Consider the following 20227-nt stretch of genomic DNA (forward strand, 5'->3'; position numbering starts at 1 on the left):
CTTTAAATAGATTAAATATGGCGCGACAACGGCCGCGCACTGACGATTACAGATAAGCTATGCTAAAAAATTAACCTGAAATCAATTGATTAAATAAAGGTCCCAGCACAACCAAGGCCTCTGGCGATAAAATATCTTCATGAGCAAAGTCAAAGTGGTGCTCTTCCAGTGAATCTAGGTAAGGTGTCCAAGTTGCTTGAATATCCATGCCATCAGGCACAGTTTTATCCGCGACAAACAAGACAGCTTTACCTTGATAACGCGGTGATTTTGTCTTAGAAAGCAAGGTTACTGAGTCAGCATAATTCTTCACAATATCAGCAAACATAGCATCGCGTTCCACTTCCATTTGCTCGTCTAAGGTTTCTTCCGAGGTTTCCATGAATTGTGCTTTTTCACGCTCAACTTCACCTTGGGCCTCTGTTTCGGTCGATCCAGACCAGTCCTGCTCATCCGGCGGATAGGTATCTAAAAGACCTAAGAAGCTAACTTCATCCCCCATTTCTTGTAATCGAACGGCTAGACCATGAGCAATGACACCACCAAGCGAATAACCTATGAGTCGATAAGGCCCCCTTGGCTGACGCTCTTTCAACACATTTAAATGTTGATCAATTACGCCATCCATATCTTGTTGCGCCGCAACTGGACCGTCTGGACGTGGTGACTGTAATCCAATTAAAGGGCAATATTCAGAAAGGTAACGGGCAAACCCTGTGTATTGCCAAGCAAAGCCCGACGCTGGGTGAATACAAAAAATTGGCGTACCAACACCTTGTTTAATAGGAAGTACTGAGCCGAAACCAGACAACTCTCGACTATTAGCAAGGTTTTGATTCCCCAGAACATTCGCAAGCTTTTCAATACTTGGCGACACCATAACTTGCCCTACTGTCACGTTAAGCTTGAGCGCTCTTCGTAGCTCTGAAACAAGACGTACGGCTAAAATAGAGTGTCCACCTAAGCTGAAAAAATCGTCACTGGCAGTTAACTCAGTCACACCCAACACTTTAGAAAAGGCATTTGCTATGTCCGTTTCGATCCCTAATTTAACCGGTCGACCTTGGCTAGAATCAATAACATCTGACGGTAATGGCAGAGCCTTACGATCCAGCTTACCATTGGCACTTAATGGCATAGAATCCAATTGAATAACAAACGCTGGCACCATATGAATAGGCAACTCTTCTCTCATCAAAGTTCGCATATGTGAAGTATCTAGCTCACCTGATCGGCTAGTGACATACGCAATCAATTGACGAGCATCGGCCCCCATCGCATCACGATCTTGGCCCCATGCTTTTGCCACAACAACCGATTGGTCAACACCCACTTGAGATGACAAAACCTGCTCGATCTCACCTAACTCAATGCGTTGCCCTCGAATTTTCAGCTGGTCATCACTGCGTCCCAGATACTCAACTGCACCATTATCTAACCAGCGAACCACATCTCCAGTGCGATACATTCGATCACCATCACCTAATGGGTCCGCGACAAATCGTGCGGCACATAACTCTGGTCTACGCCAATAGCCATCTGCCAGCTGAGTACCACATAAGTACAACTCTCCCGCCACACCGATTGGCACAGGTCGTAAGAAGTCATCTAAAATTCTTAGCTGGGTATTCCAAACAGGATAGCCTATGGGTACTCCAACACCCTTCACCTGATCCAGATGCTCACCATAGGCTGGGTAGTAGGTGACATCCACCGCGGCTTCTGTTGGACCATAAAGATTATGAAGCTCACAGCTAACCACCTCTTCAAACTGCCTAGACAATTCCACAGGTAGCGCCTCGCCACTACAAAAGACACGCTTTAATGAACGACAAGTATCAACATTGATGTCTCGCAATGAAACAACAAATGCCGCCAACATTGATGGTACAAAGTGAAGCGTCGTAATGTTATGGTCTAAAATTAATTGTTGAAGCTGAATAGGATCTCGATGCGAATCTGGCGGTGCCATATGCAGCTTCGCTCCTACCATTGCGCTCCAAAAGAACTCCCAAACCGACACATCAAAACTACAAGGTGTTTTTTGCAAGATCACATCGTCGCTTAGCAACGGATATTGATCCTGCATCCAGAGAATACGGTTCACTATGGCGTGATGTGACACCAAAACCCCTTTTGGTCGACCAGTGGAGCCCGATGTATAGAGCAAATAAGCCGCACAATGAATACCTAACTCTGGCGCTTGCCACTCTGCGATCGCTCGCTTAGCAAGTGAATCATCCGCTGGTGTGATATCTCCATCATAAAGATAGCGTGCGGCCTGACAGTCAAAGCGTGACGTTTCTGATTCTAGGGTAATTAAGGCGCTTGGTTTGGCGTCATCCAACATGTAATTCAATCGATCATCTGGGTAGCCTGTATCAAGAGGAAGATACGCAGCACCCACTTCAATAATCGCCCATAACGCCAAACTTAACTTCACTGATCTAGGTAAGGCAACCGCAACAATGTCACCCGATTGCACTCCTAATGATTGCAGTTTTTTAGCTAAGATAACGACTTCAAAACGCGCTTGTAAATAAGTTAACTGACAGTTTTCATCGGACAAACACGCCCTTTCTGGAGTCTCTAAGGCTTGCCTTATCAGTGCGTCTCTAAGCGTCAATTGAGGCAAAATTTTGGACGTTTCATTCAAACCTGTGATGACATTTTTTTCGCTTGGCAAACACAAATCCAATGCATGTTGCGGCTCAGTAGAATCCTTCAATAACGATTTCAATAGCCACTCAAATCGTGCGATTAGCGCCTGTATTTCTTCACCGCCTCGGTACTCAAACAGCAAATCCAATCGCTCGCTCGGCAACGCAAGCACCGTCAGCGGATAATGAGTAAACCCTCGATTGTAAACCTCGTTTAGTGATAGCCCTTGATAATTTTTATCAAACAAACTCGCCTGTTCAGGGAAGTTTTCGACCACAAGCAAGGTGTCAAATAAGTTATTATGTCCGCCTAACCTCTGTATCTCGGCTAAACCTAATCCATCGTATTCTAATAAGGCTATCTGTTCATTTTGCACCTGCTGCATTTGCTGCCAAAGGGTTAACTCTGGTTGCAATTGAACACGAACAGGGACGGTGTTACTGAACAAGCCTATGTGCTCTTCAATGCCTGTGACGCCACCAAAACGTCCAGATATTGGTGTACCAAACACCACATCAGAACGGCCAGTCATGGTAAATAACAGGTTAGCCCAAAGTGTTTGTAAGACACTGTTTAAAGTCAGGCCTTTACTTTGGAATATCGCTTTCAACTCGCTGAATTCAGCCTTTTCCATTGTTAATGTGTGTGTTGTCACCATGCCAGATGGCGGCGTTTCCGCATACAACAAGGTTGGTAATGCATCCTTCATGGCGTCTTTCCAGGCGACTCGCATAGCCTGCTTGTCTCGTGCCATTAATTGTTCAACCACCCATGCATAGGGAACCGATGTAGTCGCAAGCTTAATCTCTTCACTGCCATATGCGGTGACCAAATCACGCAACATAATCGGCGTTGACCAACCATCGACGACCAGATGATGCGCATTCAAAAATACATAATGCTGATGCTCTGACATGGTAACCAAGACAGCATTCAATAAAGGAATACCGGCCGATTGAAAGGACATAAAATCTCGACTCAATTCACCTTCCTCAATGGTTTTCAATTGTGTTTGCTGAGATTCCGTATCTTGATCACTCAAATCCACCACTTGCAGTGGCCACCAATTCTTTCGCTCACTACGGCGACGCCAAGGCAAAATTTGCAGCGCAGTATCGCCTTGAGAAAAATCAAATAAGGCACCAAGCTGTGGGTGCTTTTCAATAACCGCACCCAAGGACTCTTTTAAACGCGCTATATTCATTTTTCCCGAAAAGGATAACCGTGCTAATGAACTGTAACCTGCATCGTCAGCATGAGAATCTTGCTCAAATTGAGCATGAAACAACAAGCCTTCCTGCAAAGGCAACGCTGGCAATATGGTTTGCAAAGCACCATATTGACTACGAAGACTGTCAAGGTTTTGTTCTGTCAGCGCTAAGCCTTTCAAATCTTCTGTAACCATAGTATCGGCCGCAATCGCTTGATGTTTTTCTGCAAAACGTGCCATTTCCTTCGAAACATCAGCCAACCTATTCAATAGTGCTTCTACTTCTTGCGGGACAACTTGCTTTACATCGTGCCCAATATGAACCGCCAACTTTGATACACCCTGACTCTCTTTAATAAAAACATTGAATTCCAAAGTATAGGTGGGTGCCAATCGAGTCGATTGATGCACTTCGAAGGTATCTTTAAAGTACTGATCACCTCGCAATAGTAAGAGATCATTTTGCTGAAAGCGGCCAAGGTAATTAAAAAGAATCTGTGGTGACGAAGCCTTTTCTTGTTGAGCAAATGTGTCTCGCCATTCGTTATCTAAATAACGTAGCACGCCATACCCCACCCCCTCATCCGGCACATTCATCAAGGTACGACGTACCAATTGAACGACAGCTTCGAAAGGCACATCCTCTGTATTGAACCTGTTTAATTTAGACAATAAGGTCTTTTTACCTGTCATACGGACAGGGTATTCGGCCGTAAACCAACCCAAGGTACGTGTCAGATCAAGCTCACCGACTTCGGCTCGTCCATGAGACTCCAACATGATTGGGATATCCGTGGCTTGATATTGCTGAGCAAGTGCCAGGTACAGCACACTCAACAGTGCCTCTTGAGGTTGACATTGATACTGCGTCGGCAAGGTTTCTAGTAGCAAGGTCGAAATTGTTTCATCTAACGTTATTCGTTGATGTCCACGTTCCCTTGACGTCTCTCTGGGAAACAGTGATTGACCTTGTAATTGTGTTAACCAGTATTGACTTTGAGACTGCCAGCGAGCGGCTTGTTCCTGCAAGGTTGCTTGCCAGTCCAATAGCGTAGTAGAGCATGCTTGAAGCTTATGATTAGGGTTATTCAGAAGAAGGGATAACTCTGAAAAGATAATCCGCCACGATACCCCGTCGACAATCGTATGATGCAAAGCAATAATGGCAGCTTTCTGCTGCCCAGACTGCAAATAGCCAACACGCATAGCAGGAAACGTTTGGTTTGGTTTTACCTTGGATTGAACCTCTATGAGCTTTTCAAAAGCATGATCGGTTAATAATGGTAAAGGCCCATCATCGACAAAAGTCTGAATAGAGACAGTATGTTGACCTGCTATTCCGACATCAAGGTAGGACGAATTGACTTGTGAACTCAAAATACCATGAGCCGTCACCAGTTCAGCCACAACCTGTTCAAATTGAAATGGCGTCATGGTGTCTGGTAATGCGAAGCAAACGGCCTGAAAGTACGCTAAGTCTAATCCACCAGCACTCTTCATCCACTGATAGATAGGCAATTCAGACACATGGCCAGACTGAATACTTGGATTTCGTTTTCTGTTATCTAAAGGTGAAAGACACATGGCCATGACACTAATAATTCGGCTTTCAAACACGTCTTTTGCTCGTAACGAATAACCATTTTTACGAGCAAGGCTGCCGAGCGACATTGCCACAATACTGTCACCACCTAGCGCAAAAAAGTCATCGTCAGCATAAACCCTATCTAGATTTAACACTTGCTGAACTAACTGACACAGCAAAGCCTCTTTTTCACCTTTAGGCGCTAACCCTTCACGCCCCATAGACACAGGATCTGGTAATACCGTTCGGTCTACCTTGCCATTGGTATTCAATGGAAAACGTTCTAACACCGTCAGTGTGGCTGGCACCATGTAAGCTGGTAGCAGGTTAGATAAAGACAGTATGAGTTCATGTTCTAAAGATTTATCAGTAAAATCTATCAAACTAAAAAACAGCTTATCCACTACCACATACGCATCTAAACGATGGGTACTGCCTTGCTTTTTGGCAAGAACAATACTGCTTTTCACCCCATCTAGTGAATTCAGCGCGACTTCCACTTCACCCGGTTCAACTCGATGGCCACGTATTTGAACTTGATGATCGGTTCGGCCAATAAACTCCACCAAACCATTCTCTAACCACCTAGCCAAATCCCCCGTTCGATACATTCTTTCGCCACCCATAAATGGATTGGCGATAAATCGAGTTGAGGTCAATGACGGCTGATTTAAATACCCATGAGCAAGGCCTGGCCCTGAAACATAAAGCTCACCGGGAATGCCTATCGCAACAGGCGATAGACTAGAATCCAAAATATAGGCTTGAGTATTAGCAATGGGACGACCAATAATGACTTTTTCGCAATCATTCACAGACGCCCCTAAACTATCTACCGTATTTTCTGTTGGGCCATAATAGTTTCTTACCTTTAATTCAGGGTGGTTACGTGCTTGCTCCCACACCTTAGAAGAAGCGGCTTCTCCCCCCACATACACCAACTCGGGAAAGTGCTTTCCAGAGTCCGTCGCACCAATATCGAAAAGTTGCGCCAACACAGACGGCGGAAGATCGGTTGCGTGTATTTTATGCTGTTCACAATACTGTTGAATCAGTTCTGGGTCTTTACACACCTCTTCCTCAACAATATGCAAGGTGTGGCCGAAACAAAGCCAATACAGAATATCCCAGCTCGTATCGAATGAAAAAGAGGCCGTCAGCATCACATTCACTCGGGTTAATTGATCGGCTAAATCTTTTCCATCTCGCAACCAATGCGCAAGCGCTAAATTGAGCAATCCCTGATGGGAAATCACCACCCCCTTGGCTCTGCCGGTGGAGCCCGAAGTGTACATAATGTAAGCCACATCACTTGCTGAAGGGAGGTCAAACACCGCCATTAATGGATCTTTCTGATTCAAAAATTGAACAAAACGATCATCATCAACAGATACCACAGAGGTGATGTCTGGCACCTTAAAACCGAAACCTTCACTGGCGATTAAGACTTGCGGAGCAGAGTCTTCTAGCATCCAATTAATGCGTTCTTTCGGGTACGTAGGATCTATTGGCAAATAGTGCGCACCAAGCCCCATCGCCGCAAACATGGCAAACACCATGCGCTCATCTCTAGGTAACGCAAGCCCAACACAGGAACCTTTAACAACACCGTAATCAGCCAGTACTTGCATCCATTGTGCAATGTTCTGATGCAATTCACCGAATTGCACTTCTCGCCCCTGAACTACCAAGGCTGTTGTCGCTGCTAACCCAGGATGCTTATTTCCATAAAAACACTCAATCAAACTTGAATAAGAATGATCTAACACCTGCTCCGGAGAAACGACAACCCCACTTTGCCAACCTTGAATATCCGTTTCTTCTGATAAAACTAATGCTGACACCATATTCAAACGAGCACTGGGTGATGAAAGTAGATGCTGAGCAAATTGCTCAAATCGATCTACATGTATTTGCAGTGTCTCTAAGTCATATTTATGATCATTCGCCACCCACTCGATACAGAGATCACCTTTCTCAAAATGCATCCCAAAATCCAGATCTTCAACAGGTCCTGCAGCAAGGTGCTCTATCTTAGCGTTAGCATTTCCAAACGACAGATCATAGTCAAACAAACGTAGATTGAGAGTAGGCCCATATAACGCCTCCCCCACTCGACTAAGATCACGAGCAATTTGCTCGCCATTGTATTTTTGATGTTTTCGTATTTTTTTCAAATCTTGCTTGATACGCAGCGCAAGATCAAAAACATTGTCATCCAAACGCCCATCAACAATCATGGGCACGACATTGACAACAGGACCTAGCGAATTCAATGCAGCACTACCAACTCGCCCCATAAATGGAAATCCAACCGGCACTCGCCATTGACCACTGACACGAATCAAATAAGCTGACACTAAGCCCAAGGCCAAGTCAGCCGAAGTTAACTTTGAAAATGGAGATAAATTTAAACAAGACTGTAGTGCTTCGGCACGAACACGAGAATTTAACCTAATTAATCTTTGCGGTGATGGGTCTGCCTTCTCATTTTGCGAACTCGCCGTATTCGACAAGCTCATGACATGCGGTAAATCAGCACAATAAGATTGCCAAAATGCACCATCTAACCGATATTTTTCTGATGCTTTATATTGCTGTTCTTCCCTTACTACGTCATAGAATGATCGATAAGATGATTCAGCTATTTCTTTACCCTCGATAAGCGACTGATAAATACTCGCTACTCTTGCCGTAAACATATTAAAGCTGAATCCATCTAGCATGATGTGGTGAAAGCGCTGATACCAAACATAATGCTGAGCGGAGACTTTAACAAGAATTTGTCGAACCAGTGGTTTTTCAGAGGACAGTCTCAATTCAGCCTCCAAGTCCTCCTTAATTAACAGATTCATTGCCGATTCGCCGTGATCATCGTTCGATAAATCCAACCATTCTGGCGTAATACAAAAATTGCACTGATTCAGCGTTTGCGTTGGAATGCCTGCTTTCTCTTGATAAATAGCATTGATCGTATCCGCTTCTTTCAAACCCATTTCAATCGATTTCAGTAAATGACCTTCGTCTATAGAGCCATTAATGTGAACCTTATGAGCAATCGTAAAAACATTACACTGTGAAGAGATCTGATCAGCAAGCCAAATACCGGTTTGCACATCGGTAAGGTTTATAGAGTCAGTATTAAGGGTGCTGGGGTAATTAATTGGTTGTGCTGTATTGTTTTCCATATAAGACTTCTCTAAACACAATTAGCAGGAGTAGAAAGAGCTTGAGGACGAATGTCTGTCCAATTTTTTTCAATATACTCTAGACACTCGATACGAGAAGCGGGTCCATACGCAGAATGCCACCCTTTCGGTATGGTTTTAAAAACTGGCCATAAACTGTGTTGCTGCAAGGCATTTATTAAGACTAAAAACGCCAATGAATCATCATCAAATGGATTAATGGTTTCATTATTCATTTTTTACTCCCTATTCAATTCATTAAAATTAAGACGTTGCTGGTATTAAATGTCGTAAACCATCAATAAGACTTGAGCGCCATGAAAGCCAATCATGGCCACCGTAAACCTTGTCGTAATGCACGACACCTCCTCTTTGTTTTATCGCGTTACACATAACGTCATTGTAAAAATGCATATCGCCTTCACCGACCCCCACTGTCATAAAAACTTTTAAATGGGCCACTCCAAAGCGGTTTTGTAGGATCTGGTCTGCCAAGCTATTGACTACAATGTCATTAGATTCATTCGCTCTAGAATCACGCATTCGCTCTTCTTCCGGCCACCAGAATGATCCTGAAAGACTAATAACTTTTGAAAAATAATCCGGAAATACCAATCCGGCATAGAGTGCTGAAAGCCCTCCTAGGCTCTGACCAGCAACCACATAACTTGAAATAGATCGGCTAGAATTCGACAGCTGAATTTGAACGAGTGGAAATAAATTGTTTACCATCGCTTGCCAAAAAGAGTGATCACAGCCCAACTCTTTCCAACGAGTCTTACCATCAATAGAAGGAATTAAAAGATAATGTGCTGGCGCTATTGCTTTCGTCTCTGTCAAATATTGAAGCACTGAGAGCGTGCCACTGGCGGCACTCCATTTCTGCCCATCCAATAAAATCACCAATGGCGCATCACCTATCGCGGTAGAGAAAAGCCAACACGTCCGCTGATTTTCAAGCATTTCTTCTGCCCAATCCACGGTATGGACTTGATCGACTGGAATCGCTTTAAGACGTCCCTGCTCCCACTCTTTCCAACCCTCTTCCTTTTCTGCATAAGGGAGATGTAAAGGAGAACTCATCCCCCAGCCAGAAACCAAAGTAGGCAACAAATTTAAGTCGTCTGCTATTTGGTTACCTGCCACTTCCATCCACCATTTACGTTGTGATTCACGAGAATCTAACTGTGATTCTCGTGCCACCTCTGGTAACTGATGTTGTTTGATCGGAATAAAGGAGTAACTGCCACGCCATCTTGAATCCACTTCCAGTTGGCCTAACCAAACATCCGTTTCAGGCACGCGATGAAGACATTTTGGATACCAACTATGATGATCCGTTAAGGAATTCACATCCAATAGAACACTGGCGGTTGTGGATGTATGTTCATTCCCTTGAGGGTCTTGCCAGATAAAAAGTACCAGACTGGTCGATTCATTTATCGATTTTATAAAGGGGGTTCCACTACGCTGAATCACTTCCCACCACGCTTGACTTCCTGCCTGATGGTGAGCAATACCAATCCTGTCCAGCAATGTATAAAGCTCTGTTTTATCGGACAACTCGCCCTCCCTGTTTTAATAAAAAGAAAAGAAACATTAATATTTTTCAACAATAGTATTGCGAAGCATTCTCATTATCAATAACATTAACAAAATCTTTACTTAATCAATGAAAATAAGGAATAGCATGTCTCTCTCTAAGAATTCATCCACTCGCCATCCAAGTCATTTATCCGCCGTGGCTGTCGCTGTCATCAGTATTAACGCCGCTTTAATGTCAGCAAATTCATTCGCTGAAGACACAACACAGCTAGAAACATTGATTGTAACGGGTGAAAAGATTGATAAGGACATCAAGGATACGACCACCGCTGTGACTATCATCAGTGGCGAAGACATAGAAAAAGGTGATGTAAAGACTGCTAACGAAGTAGCCACAAAAACACCCAACGTAACTGGCGCTGGATTTGGTTCATTGAATATTCGTGGCGTTAGTGGGAACGGTGCTGCAACAGGTGGTTATGCTCTATTAACTGGCGCCCGTTCTCGAGTATCTACTGTCATTGATGGAACAACACAAGATTGGTCTGGTTATAATTTCACACCAAGCGGTGTATGGGATTCAGAGCAAGTTGAAGTACTGCGTGGACCACAATCAACCACTCAAGGCACTAGCTCCATGGCTGGCGCGGTTATCATTAAAACAAATGATCCAACTTTCGAACAAGAAAGTAAAATACGTGTCGGAATAGATAGATACAAAAATGGCAATCTAAATACCAATGCCGCAGCAATGAATTCAGGCCCAATTAATGAAGACCTCGCCTATCGCGTTGCCGTAGATGGGTCTAAAGGCGAAGGCTGGATGAACTACGCCCAAACAACTACAGAATTAGACGATAGCCCAGACGTTAATGACTCTAAAAGCCTAAACCTTCGCGGCAAGTTGTTATGGGAACCGGCTAATAATCCAAAATTAAGCTCTAAATTCACAGTAGAACATCATAAATATGAAGGTGAATATTTAAATTGGGCAAACGATTTCGATACTCAAACTCAAACATTGCTTTATAGAGATAGCGACGGCAATTCAGAAAATACTCGCCTACAAGACTCCGAAGTTAATATTATTGCAGCAGACATTGATTACGAACTATCTGAAGCGCTTAGCAACTCGCTTCACATTAGCTATTCAGAAGCAGATATTCATTTTGATCAGTACCCGAATGATACAGTTGTAGACATCAAAAAAGAGACATTTACTCTTGAAAACAGGGTTTTATTTACCCCAACAGATTCGAATTTATCTGGTGTAATTGGTGTATTTGCCTCATCTAAAGATAACAATATAGATGTAGAAGACGCTTTATTTAATATAGGTACAACCACAACTTCTGCTCTTTATGGTGAGGGAACATATACATTAAATCAAAAAACAAAATTAGTAACCGGTCTGCGAATTGAACACGAAAAAGTGGAACGAAATTCAGGCTATGATTACGATAACAGCAACATTGAACAAAACTTCAGTGACACCTACACCTTACCCAAAATAGGCATAATTTATGCTGCAACAGAAGCGACCACTTTAAATGCCTCTGTTCGTAAAGGCTACAGCCCTGGTGGTGTTGGTTTCACCTGGGATAGCAATCGCGACATTTATACCTATGACAGTGAAGAAGTTACGACCTATGAAGCCGGCACCAAAACTCGCCTTCAGAATGGATCAACCCTTAATACCAGCATTTTTTATAACGACTACACTGGCTATCAAGCTTTTATTGATGCTACTTACATTGACAACATAGAATCGGCACACACTTATGGAATTGAAGTTGAAGCGCTTACATGGGCGACGGAAAACTTAGAATTACGCAGTTCCATCGGCTTATTACAAAGCGAAGTTGATAGTTATACCAGCTATGAGGGCAACGAACTTCCAAGCGCTCCGGAAATGAACTTAAGCCTAGGTTTCACACAATATGTTGGTGACAACTGGTCTTTCGGTGCAGACGCTACCTATGTCGGAAAATATTATTCAGACCTAGATAACACAGAAGACTATAAAGCAGGTGATTATACTATACTGAATGCTAATATGGATTACGAAATTGGTAACCTATTAGTCAGTGGTTATATTAAAAATCTAACAGATGAAGATATCGTATATGTTACCAATGGTTCAGGATCACGAGCGGCCGTTGGCCAAACTCGCACTATCGGCCTAAGCGCGACTTACCGTATGTAGTTCGCTTAACGCCATTAATTGTATTAGCTCAAACAAAAAAGGCGAATCAGGCATGATTCGTCTTTTTTGTTTGCTTTCTTTTATTATTGGTTAACGCACTCGCCAAAAAGCATTTCTTGCTTATAACAAACGTCCAATCATTCCCCATACCTTACCAATAAGCAACAGACAATAAATTGGCATTCTGTATTCGAAACGTCGCTTTCACCAAAAAACCAGCAGGTACAGAGTCACTTAATGTCACTTTAGTTCGGACAATACAGCGATCCCCTTCAAGCTCGACTAATTCGGCGTCTAGAAAATCGAAATATCGCTTAACGCTTGGATAAAGTGCTTTGTAGACACTTTCCTTTAAAGAAAAAAGAATTAAAGCAGCCATGCTCTCATCAAAGCCCACCTTTTTAAGCAGGTCATATTCTTTTGATTCACCAATCAACCCCCTATCATAAAGTTGCGTCGAACATTGAACCTTCTCAATATCGATGCCGATACCCTTGATCGCCAACTCAGCAGGTTCAATAACGATCGCCACCGCTTCATTATCTGTGTGAGAAATACTCCCGATGTAATGTATCGGCCAGATTGGCGCACCATCATTGCCACGAATAACATCAAATAATGGAAAATTCTGAGTGGATTGAGCAAGTTGAACCGCAAGTCGACCTGCTAGATAAGTCTCTTTTCGCTTTGAGCGCCAACGAGGATATTCATTGGGCTTTTTAATGTTAAACGTATGCTCATTGGCAATCAGATTACCTTGCTCAAAACACACATGATGAATGAGAACATCACCCAATTCTTTAAAATGAACACAAGTTTGATTATTATTTTTCACTTAGTTACTGCCAATAAAAAATGCCCAACATAACAAATATATTGGGCATTTCAATCTGTTTTTGAAGAACCTTGTTAAACGTTCAAGGTTGCGCCGCCGTCAACAACCACATCTTGCATGGTGATATGGTTTGCCATTGATGATGCAAAGAACAAAACCACTTGAGCAATGTCACTTGGGGCAGCAATTTTCCCCAAAGGAATCCCCAACTTATATTGTTCAGGAAAACCTTTAATGGTATTTGCTTCAGCCTTCTCATCCTGCCAAAGCTGACGTTGCATTGGCGTATCCGTTGAACCAGGACACACCAAGTTACAACGTACACCATAAGGTGCCAGCTCTAACCCCGCTGTATGACTAATTGAACTCAAGGCGGCCTTTGAAGCACAATAGGCCATCATGTTTGTTCTTGGTACTTTTGCCGCATTTGAACTGACCGTGACAATGGCACCATGTCTTTGCTGCTTAAAACGTGCCATGGTGTGTTTAATCATTAAAAATGCACCACCCGCATTGACATTAATGCAGTCAGAAAAGTCTTGCCAGCTTGTCTCTTCCACACTTGCCATTCGCAGAATACCGGCCGCATTGACTAACACATCTAGTACCGGATGCTTTAACAATGCATGGTCAACAAGGCTTTTCACCCTTTGCTCATCACTGATGTCCAAAGTGATGCATTCAAACTCATAAGACGTTTCATCAAACGCAAGGTCAAAACCAATGACATTGGCTCCAAGACTTAGAAATTGATTGGCAACCTCCAACCCAATGCCTCGTCCAGCGCCCGTCACCCAAACCGTTTTCCCAGCAAAATCAAGTAGACTCATTCGACTAAGTCCACCTGTTTCGTTGTCATTTTGGTTTGCAGTAGATCCCACCACGCATTTAAAGTCGCCGCCGATGCCAACTCTTGGAAGGAAATCTCGACCCCCATTTCTTTCCATTGAGAAACCAAATTCATAATTTGAATCGAATCCAAACCATAATCAATCAACTCATCATCAGCCTGAAAATCGTCAAGATCCTCTTCATCTAATAAGCTTAGAATTTGTGTTTTAAATTGCTCGTAATGCAAACCACTCGTGCTAACACTGGTCGCAAGCAAAACCTCGTTGGTGGAAATGACTCTTCCCGCTCTTCCAGCGGTGTAAGTCAAGGCTTGGTAATGCTCACTTTCACTAAAGTCCGCCAATGCATCCCCTATCATAAAGGGTTGAATATCACGCATAAAAGCATCAACGGCAGTCATCATACAGCCAATATGAGCGTATATTCCGCCAATTAACAGCTGATCTCGCCCCCAGTTTGACATCAACTCTTGCAAGTTAGAACGGTGAAAAGCACTGTATCGCCATTTCACTAGCACCGTGTCTTGTTCACCTGGGGTCAATTCATCAACAACCTGCTGTAATTCCGGAAAATCATTTAAGCCACTTCCCCACATATCATTCAGTAATGCCCTGTCTTCTGGCTTCTGATCTTTCGGCTGTGCGGTATAAACAACAGGGATACCATGCGCATGACAATACGCCTTAATGGCCGATAAATTTTGTTTTAAGGTTTTTATTAATTCAGAATCCGCATCATAGAAACGCAAAAAATACGCTTGCATGTCATGAATTAAAAAAACGGCTCTGTTTGGTTCTAACGCCCATGTCACTTTTTGCTGCGGAAAGTGATCTGCCGTTGGCATGGGATAAGACGGTATTGTTGGAATGCTCATATTGATTCTCCTATGACACATTATTTAACTGAAGACGCTGACGAATAACCTCTCGCAACACAACTTTATTAGGCTTTCCTACTGGCGTGATAGGTAAAGCGTCGATAAATTCAAAACGATCTGGCACCTTATAATCCGCAATACCAAAGCCTCTTAAGTACTTTCTCAGTTGCACACTTTTTAGCTTTGATGAGTTATATCTAGGCACAACAAAGGCACAGATTTTTTCTCCCATAACCTGATCCGGCATGGCAACAAGCGCACTGTGCAGAATATGCTCATGCTTGAGTAATAGATTTTCTATTTCTTCCGCCGCTATCTTTTCACCACCACGATTAATTTGATCTTTATCTCGGCCAACAACAGTTAAATACCCTTTCTCATTTTGGCTAACCAAATCCCCTGTATGATAAAAACCTTCACTATCAAACACTTTGGCATTATGTTCTGGCGCCTTGTAATAACCTCGAATCGTGTAAGGCCCACGTGTCACCAACTCTCCTTCTTCACCTGGAGCCACTTGTTGACCGTTAACCCCTATCACTTTCACTTCATCCATCGAACACATAGGGTAACCCTGTGTTTTAACGATGCTTTCAAAATCATCATCTAATCTCGTGTAGTTCACTAACCCTTCGGCCATGCCTAAAATTTGTTGTAACTGACACCCTAATTTTTCAGGCACCTGCCTAGCGATACTTTCACTTAATTTAGCGCCTCCCACCTGAACCAAAGATAAGGACGCTAACGAGGGCTTCCGATCCACGGCAACTTGCATCCAAAGAGCCAATGCGGGTGGCACTAATGCCACAACCTTGACCTGATGACGCTCAATTAAATCAAAACAAACATTGGCCTCCGGATTAGGCGCCATCACTAGGCAACCACCAGCATGAAAAACACCGAAAGCCCCTGGCGAGCTCATGGGAAAATTATGAGCACAAGGTAAAGCACACAAATAAACAGTCGATGAAGAGAATTCACAAATTTCAACACTGCGTCTTATGCTAAAAAAGTAATCATTGTGCGTTCTGGGGATCAATTTTGGCGTCCCTGTACTACCACCTGAAAGCTGAAAAAAAGCCACTTGATCGGCGGCATTAGGATGTTCAACCAAGTTGGGAGATGAGATGGCCATCGCCTCAACTAATGATGCTCCCCAGCTACCTTCTGCTAATAAAATGTGCTTCAGACTAGGGTCTTGCTGCTGAAGCTTTAGCCAATATTGATCATTTTCGAATAATTTGTGTTGCTGGCTAGCAATGACAATGCTTGGTTGAATTTGCTTAACATAAGCCGACAGCTCATTTTCATTGTGGCTAAACAAGGCATTAACAGGCACAATTCCGAGCCGTATCAGTGCAAAAAAGACAACATAGAACTCGGCAACATTGGGCAATTGCACCAATGCCGTATCCCCCTTTTTAAGACCTAAGCGGTGTAAATAGCCTGCTAAATTCTGAGATTTTTGACATAAGTCAGCGTAGGTAAATTGACGCTCACCACACAAAATCGCGACACTCTCTTTGGGGGCATGATCGATCAAGTCAGTCAATGGACGATCCGTCCAATACCCTTTTTGTCGATAAATTTCTGCAAACTCGTTTGGCCAAGCCGTAAATTCAATCGTCATTGTTAAAATCCTTTATGCCAAAAGCATTAATCATGGTTTGCATTTTCGCACTGGTTTCCCGCCATTCACTTTCAGCGCATGAGTCAGGTACAACACCCGCCCCAGCGAATAGCCTCACCTTGTTACTGGCTACTTCAGCGCACCGTATAGCAATGGCCCATTCGCCATTTCCCTGGGCATCACACCAGCCAACCAAACCACTAAAGAAATCTCTTTGATGCGGTTCTAATGCCGCAATATGGTCATGTGCCAAACCTGTTGGCGTGCCACACATTGCCGGTGTAGGATGAAGCTGTTTAATCACATCAAAAATACTAAGCGATGAATCGATTGCTAACATGGCTTCAATTTCTGTCGATAAGTGCCACATAGTCGGCGTTGAAATGAGACTTGGCTGAACCTCTAATTTCATTGATTCGACCATGGGAATAAGCGCACTTCGAATCGCATCCACAACAATACGATGTTCATATTGATCCTTCTCAGATTGATTCAATGCCTGCGCTACTCGCTTATCTTCTTGCGGGTCTTTACAACGCTTAGCCGAACCCGCTAAAGGGTTAGAGAAAAGTATATTGCCCTCTTTTCTGATTAACAGCTCAGGGCTCGCGCCAATCAGAATGCCGGTATCAAGCGGCACACTAAAATGATAAGCATTGGGATTTTGCCCCATGATATTGGTTAACAATCGAGGTATGTCTACCGACTTATCCAGGCTCATTTCTAAGGTTTTGGACAATACGATTTTCTTTAAATCATCATGACGAAGCGTTATTAAGGCCTCCTCAATCATTGCCACAAAGTCATTATGATCTGGGGTAAAAGCGTGGTGGGTAATATGATGTGAGAAATCTTTATCTTTAAACGCAGGAAAATTAGCGGAAAAAGGCTTAACTCTCTCAGACCATTTAGGCGCGAAAAGTTGACAGGGTTGATCCAAATCAAATGGAATCGCACCCACTAATATTGGGTTATCAACCCCTTTGACTTTTTCAGCGTCAAAGACATTTTGCACATCATGCCGAAATGTAGCCGCAGATAATGGTGTGACCAGTTTTTGACTGACCCCTCTGGCTCGCACCAAATTTTGACTGGAATTGAATAAAAATAAATCGGTTTTATGCTGGTCTGATGACAACAATAACTCAGTATCATAATCATAGTCCGGGAAAGCAACGTCCATAAGAGCCTCCAATAATGAGAATCATTCCTACACATTTTGGCGAATGATAATCAATTGCATTTTATTAAGCCAGCAATTCTATGTAAAAAATCTGCAAGCAAAGATCGTTTGCTCAAGAAGCGTCATACAGCTTTCAATAACACCATCAAAATAGTATGAATAATTATCAATTTTATATTTGCAATGAATAGCGCTTGAAAAAAAATCGCGTTTGCGTAATATTCGCATGCGTAAATCATTCTCATAAATAAGGATCTCATTAATGAAGCTAGGTTCCCTTCTTGCCATGGCTCTTGGAATGTCCATTTTAACTGGTGCAGCCCAAGCAAAAGTAACCGTTATCGATGACGTATTAGGACGACAAGTCGAAGTCGACGTACCTGCCAAACGTGTTGTTCTCGGATTTTATGCCGAAGATTATATGGCGATAGGCACTGAAAAAGCCTTCGACCATGTCGTTGGCTTATCTCGCGATACCTGGGAAGGCTGGCGCCCTGCAAGCTGGAATCTATACACCAATTACCGTCCATCTCTAAAGGACATTCCAGACGTAGGCGAAGTCGAAGCTCAAACCTTTTCCATTGAAAAAGTATTGAGCCTTAAACCGAGTGTGGTCTTATTATCAGATTGGCAATACAAAGGTCTTGGCATGGACGTTGACCGTCTAGAAGAAGCCGGCATCCCTATTGTCGTTGTGGATTACAATGCACAAACCTTACAGCGCCATTTAAAAAGCACTCACATAATTGGCACCTTAACTGGCCAAGAGAAGCGTGCGAATCAAATTGCAAATGAGTACCAAGCGACCATTGACGCTACGTTATCTCGTATTCAAGCCGCCAACTTAGCAAAGCCTCGTGCTTATGTTGAATTTGGTAACAAGGGACCAAGTCAGTACAGCTTCACCTACGGCAAAAACATGTGGGGCGCTATGGTAACCATGTTGCAAGGGGATAATATTGCTGCGCCATTTGTTGAATGGTGGGGACCGATGAATCCAGAACAAGTTCTTGCTTCTAAACCACAGGTTGTGTTCATTGCTGGTACCGAATCTGGTGTCAAAGGTGACGCTATGCCGATGGGACAAGGTATCGAACGGACAATGGCAAAACAGCGCCTTGAAGGCTTTACCAATCGCCCTGGTTGGGCGCAAATGCCAGCGGTAGAAAATGGTCAAGTGTATGGTATCTACCAAGGCGCTTCGCGTACTATCCTAGACGCTTCAATGGCTCAGTTTATCGCCAAAGCCATGTACCCAAGCTTATTTAAGGATGTGAATCCAGAACAAGCGTACTTGGATTTCTATAAAAAATACTTACCTGTGACCCCTACAGGTACTTTTACCGTTCAAATTTCGGAGTAATATACCGCCTACACAGTTGAAGTCGGTATTCTAAATATGCAGTCATCAGATTTACTTTCTGATGCTATCTCAAACCAGCGACGTTCAGAACAACGTCGCTGGTTTGTTATTAGTATCCTATCCGTGGTGTTATTGACCTCCTTTATTTTGGATGTGGCCACTGGCCCTTCTCTTTTAAACATCAAAGACGTTGCAAACGCATTGCTTCATTTAATTGGCTTTAATACAGAAGTAGACCCAACCACTAAGGTCATTGTCGCCAACCTCAGATTACCCATCGCTATCATGGCTGTCATTGTTGGTGGTGTATTAGGTGTCGGCGGTGCTGAGATGCAAACCCTGTTGAATAATCCCATGGCCAGCCCATATACACTTGGCATGGCTGCAGCCGCAGGCTTCGGGGCCGCATTGACGCTTTATGTCGGCTCGTTAGGATTAAGTGCCAATGTGGCTGTACCACTTGGGGCGTTTATTTGTTGCATGTTAGCTGCGGCGTTTCTCTTTGCTCTAGCCACTATGCGTCACATCAGTTCTGGGCAACTGATCTTAGCAGGGATTGCGCTACTTTTTTTATTCCAGTCATTACTATCATTAGTGCAGTTCATATCCTCACCAGAGCTAAGTCAGCAAATTTTATTCTGGCTGTTTGGCAGTTTATCAAAAGCTTCTTGGAGCAACCTCGCCATAGTCGGCAGCATTACCTTAATATGCATGGTATTTCTCATGAAAGATGCTTGGCAGTTAACCGCCTTAAGATTGGGAGAAGAACGAGCAAAAAGTTTGGGTGTTAATGTCAGTCGATTAAGATTAAAAACGCTCTTCATTGTCGCCTTAATGACAGCTACTGTGACCAGTTTTGTCGGTATTATCGGTTTTATTGGCATTGTCGCGCCCAACATCGCCAAAATTCTGGTTGGCGAAGACCAACGCTTTTTTCTGCCTTTATCTTTTTTAATTGGCGCTTTTTTATTATCCAGTGCGTCGGTGCTTTCTAAGGTCATTGTTCCAGGGGCTTTATTCCCGATCGGGATAGTCACCGCGATCATAGGTGTGCCTTTCTTCTTTTGGCTGATTTTAGGGAAAAGGCGCTAA

General features: G+C 43.3%; 11 protein-coding genes. 3 read left to right on the forward strand and 8 right to left on the reverse strand.

Features of this window, described 5'->3' with window-relative positions:
• Positions 1-70: 70 nt before the first annotated feature.
• The 3 genes from MAR181_RS11030 to fes are packed head-to-tail and all read right to left on the reverse strand — an operon-like array spanning position 71 to position 10207.
• Positions 71-8644: a non-ribosomal peptide synthetase gene (locus MAR181_RS11030; protein ID WP_013796670.1), complete on the reverse strand. Its 8574-nt coding sequence runs from the start codon at positions 8642-8644 to the stop codon at positions 71-73.
• Positions 8645-8655: 11 nt separating this feature from the next.
• Positions 8656-8880 carry an MbtH family protein gene (locus tag MAR181_RS11035; RefSeq protein ID WP_013796671.1) on the reverse strand — a complete coding sequence of 75 codons (225 nt, stop codon included), beginning with the start codon at positions 8878-8880 and terminating at the stop codon, positions 8656-8658.
• A gap of 28 nt (positions 8881-8908) precedes the next feature.
• On the reverse strand, positions 8909-10207 hold the full coding sequence (gene fes, locus MAR181_RS11040) for an enterochelin esterase (RefSeq protein WP_013796672.1): 1299 nt from the start codon (positions 10205-10207) through the stop codon (positions 8909-8911).
• 127 nt (positions 10208-10334) lie between these two features.
• On the opposite strand from fes, the gene MAR181_RS11045 reads away from it, so the two are divergent.
• Positions 10335-12395, forward strand: a complete 2061-nt coding sequence (locus tag MAR181_RS11045; RefSeq protein ID WP_013796673.1) for a TonB-dependent receptor — start codon at positions 10335-10337, stop codon at positions 12393-12395.
• A 151-nt stretch (positions 12396-12546) separates the two neighbouring features.
• Here the strand turns inward: MAR181_RS11045 and MAR181_RS18090 are convergent, their stop codons facing one another.
• From MAR181_RS18090 to MAR181_RS11070, 5 genes are all read right to left on the reverse strand, one after another.
• On the reverse strand, positions 12547-13230 hold the full coding sequence (locus tag MAR181_RS18090) for a 4'-phosphopantetheinyl transferase family protein (RefSeq protein WP_013796674.1): 684 nt from the start codon (positions 13228-13230) through the stop codon (positions 12547-12549).
• 74 nt (positions 13231-13304) lie between these two features.
• Positions 13305-14060, reverse strand: a complete 756-nt coding sequence (dhbA, locus tag MAR181_RS11055; protein ID WP_013796675.1) for a 2,3-dihydro-2,3-dihydroxybenzoate dehydrogenase — start codon at positions 14058-14060, stop codon at positions 13305-13307.
• Positions 14057-14956, reverse strand: coding sequence for an isochorismatase (locus tag MAR181_RS11060; RefSeq protein ID WP_013796676.1), 900 nt, complete (start codon positions 14954-14956; stop codon positions 14057-14059). The genes dhbA and MAR181_RS11060 overlap by 4 nt, the downstream gene beginning before the upstream one ends.
• 10 nt (positions 14957-14966) lie before the next feature.
• Positions 14967-16589: a (2,3-dihydroxybenzoyl)adenylate synthase gene (locus tag MAR181_RS11065; RefSeq protein ID WP_013796677.1), complete on the reverse strand. Its 1623-nt coding sequence runs from the start codon at positions 16587-16589 to the stop codon at positions 14967-14969.
• Positions 16579-17772: an isochorismate synthase gene (locus MAR181_RS11070; protein ID WP_013796678.1), complete on the reverse strand. Its 1194-nt coding sequence runs from the start codon at positions 17770-17772 to the stop codon at positions 16579-16581. The genes MAR181_RS11065 and MAR181_RS11070 overlap by 11 nt, the downstream gene beginning before the upstream one ends.
• A gap of 262 nt (positions 17773-18034) precedes the next feature.
• On the opposite strand from MAR181_RS11070, the gene MAR181_RS11075 reads away from it, so the two are divergent.
• Both MAR181_RS11075 and MAR181_RS11080 read left to right on the forward strand, forming a co-directional pair.
• Positions 18035-19135: an ABC transporter substrate-binding protein gene (locus tag MAR181_RS11075; RefSeq protein WP_013796679.1), complete on the forward strand. Its 1101-nt coding sequence runs from the start codon at positions 18035-18037 to the stop codon at positions 19133-19135.
• Positions 19136-19171: 36 nt separating this feature from the next.
• Positions 19172-20227, forward strand: coding sequence for a FecCD family ABC transporter permease (locus MAR181_RS11080; protein WP_013796680.1), 1056 nt, complete (start codon positions 19172-19174; stop codon positions 20225-20227).

This window comes from Marinomonas posidonica IVIA-Po-181 (assembly GCF_000214215.1).
GTDB classification, from domain to species: domain Bacteria; phylum Pseudomonadota; class Gammaproteobacteria; order Pseudomonadales; family Marinomonadaceae; genus Marinomonas; species Marinomonas posidonica.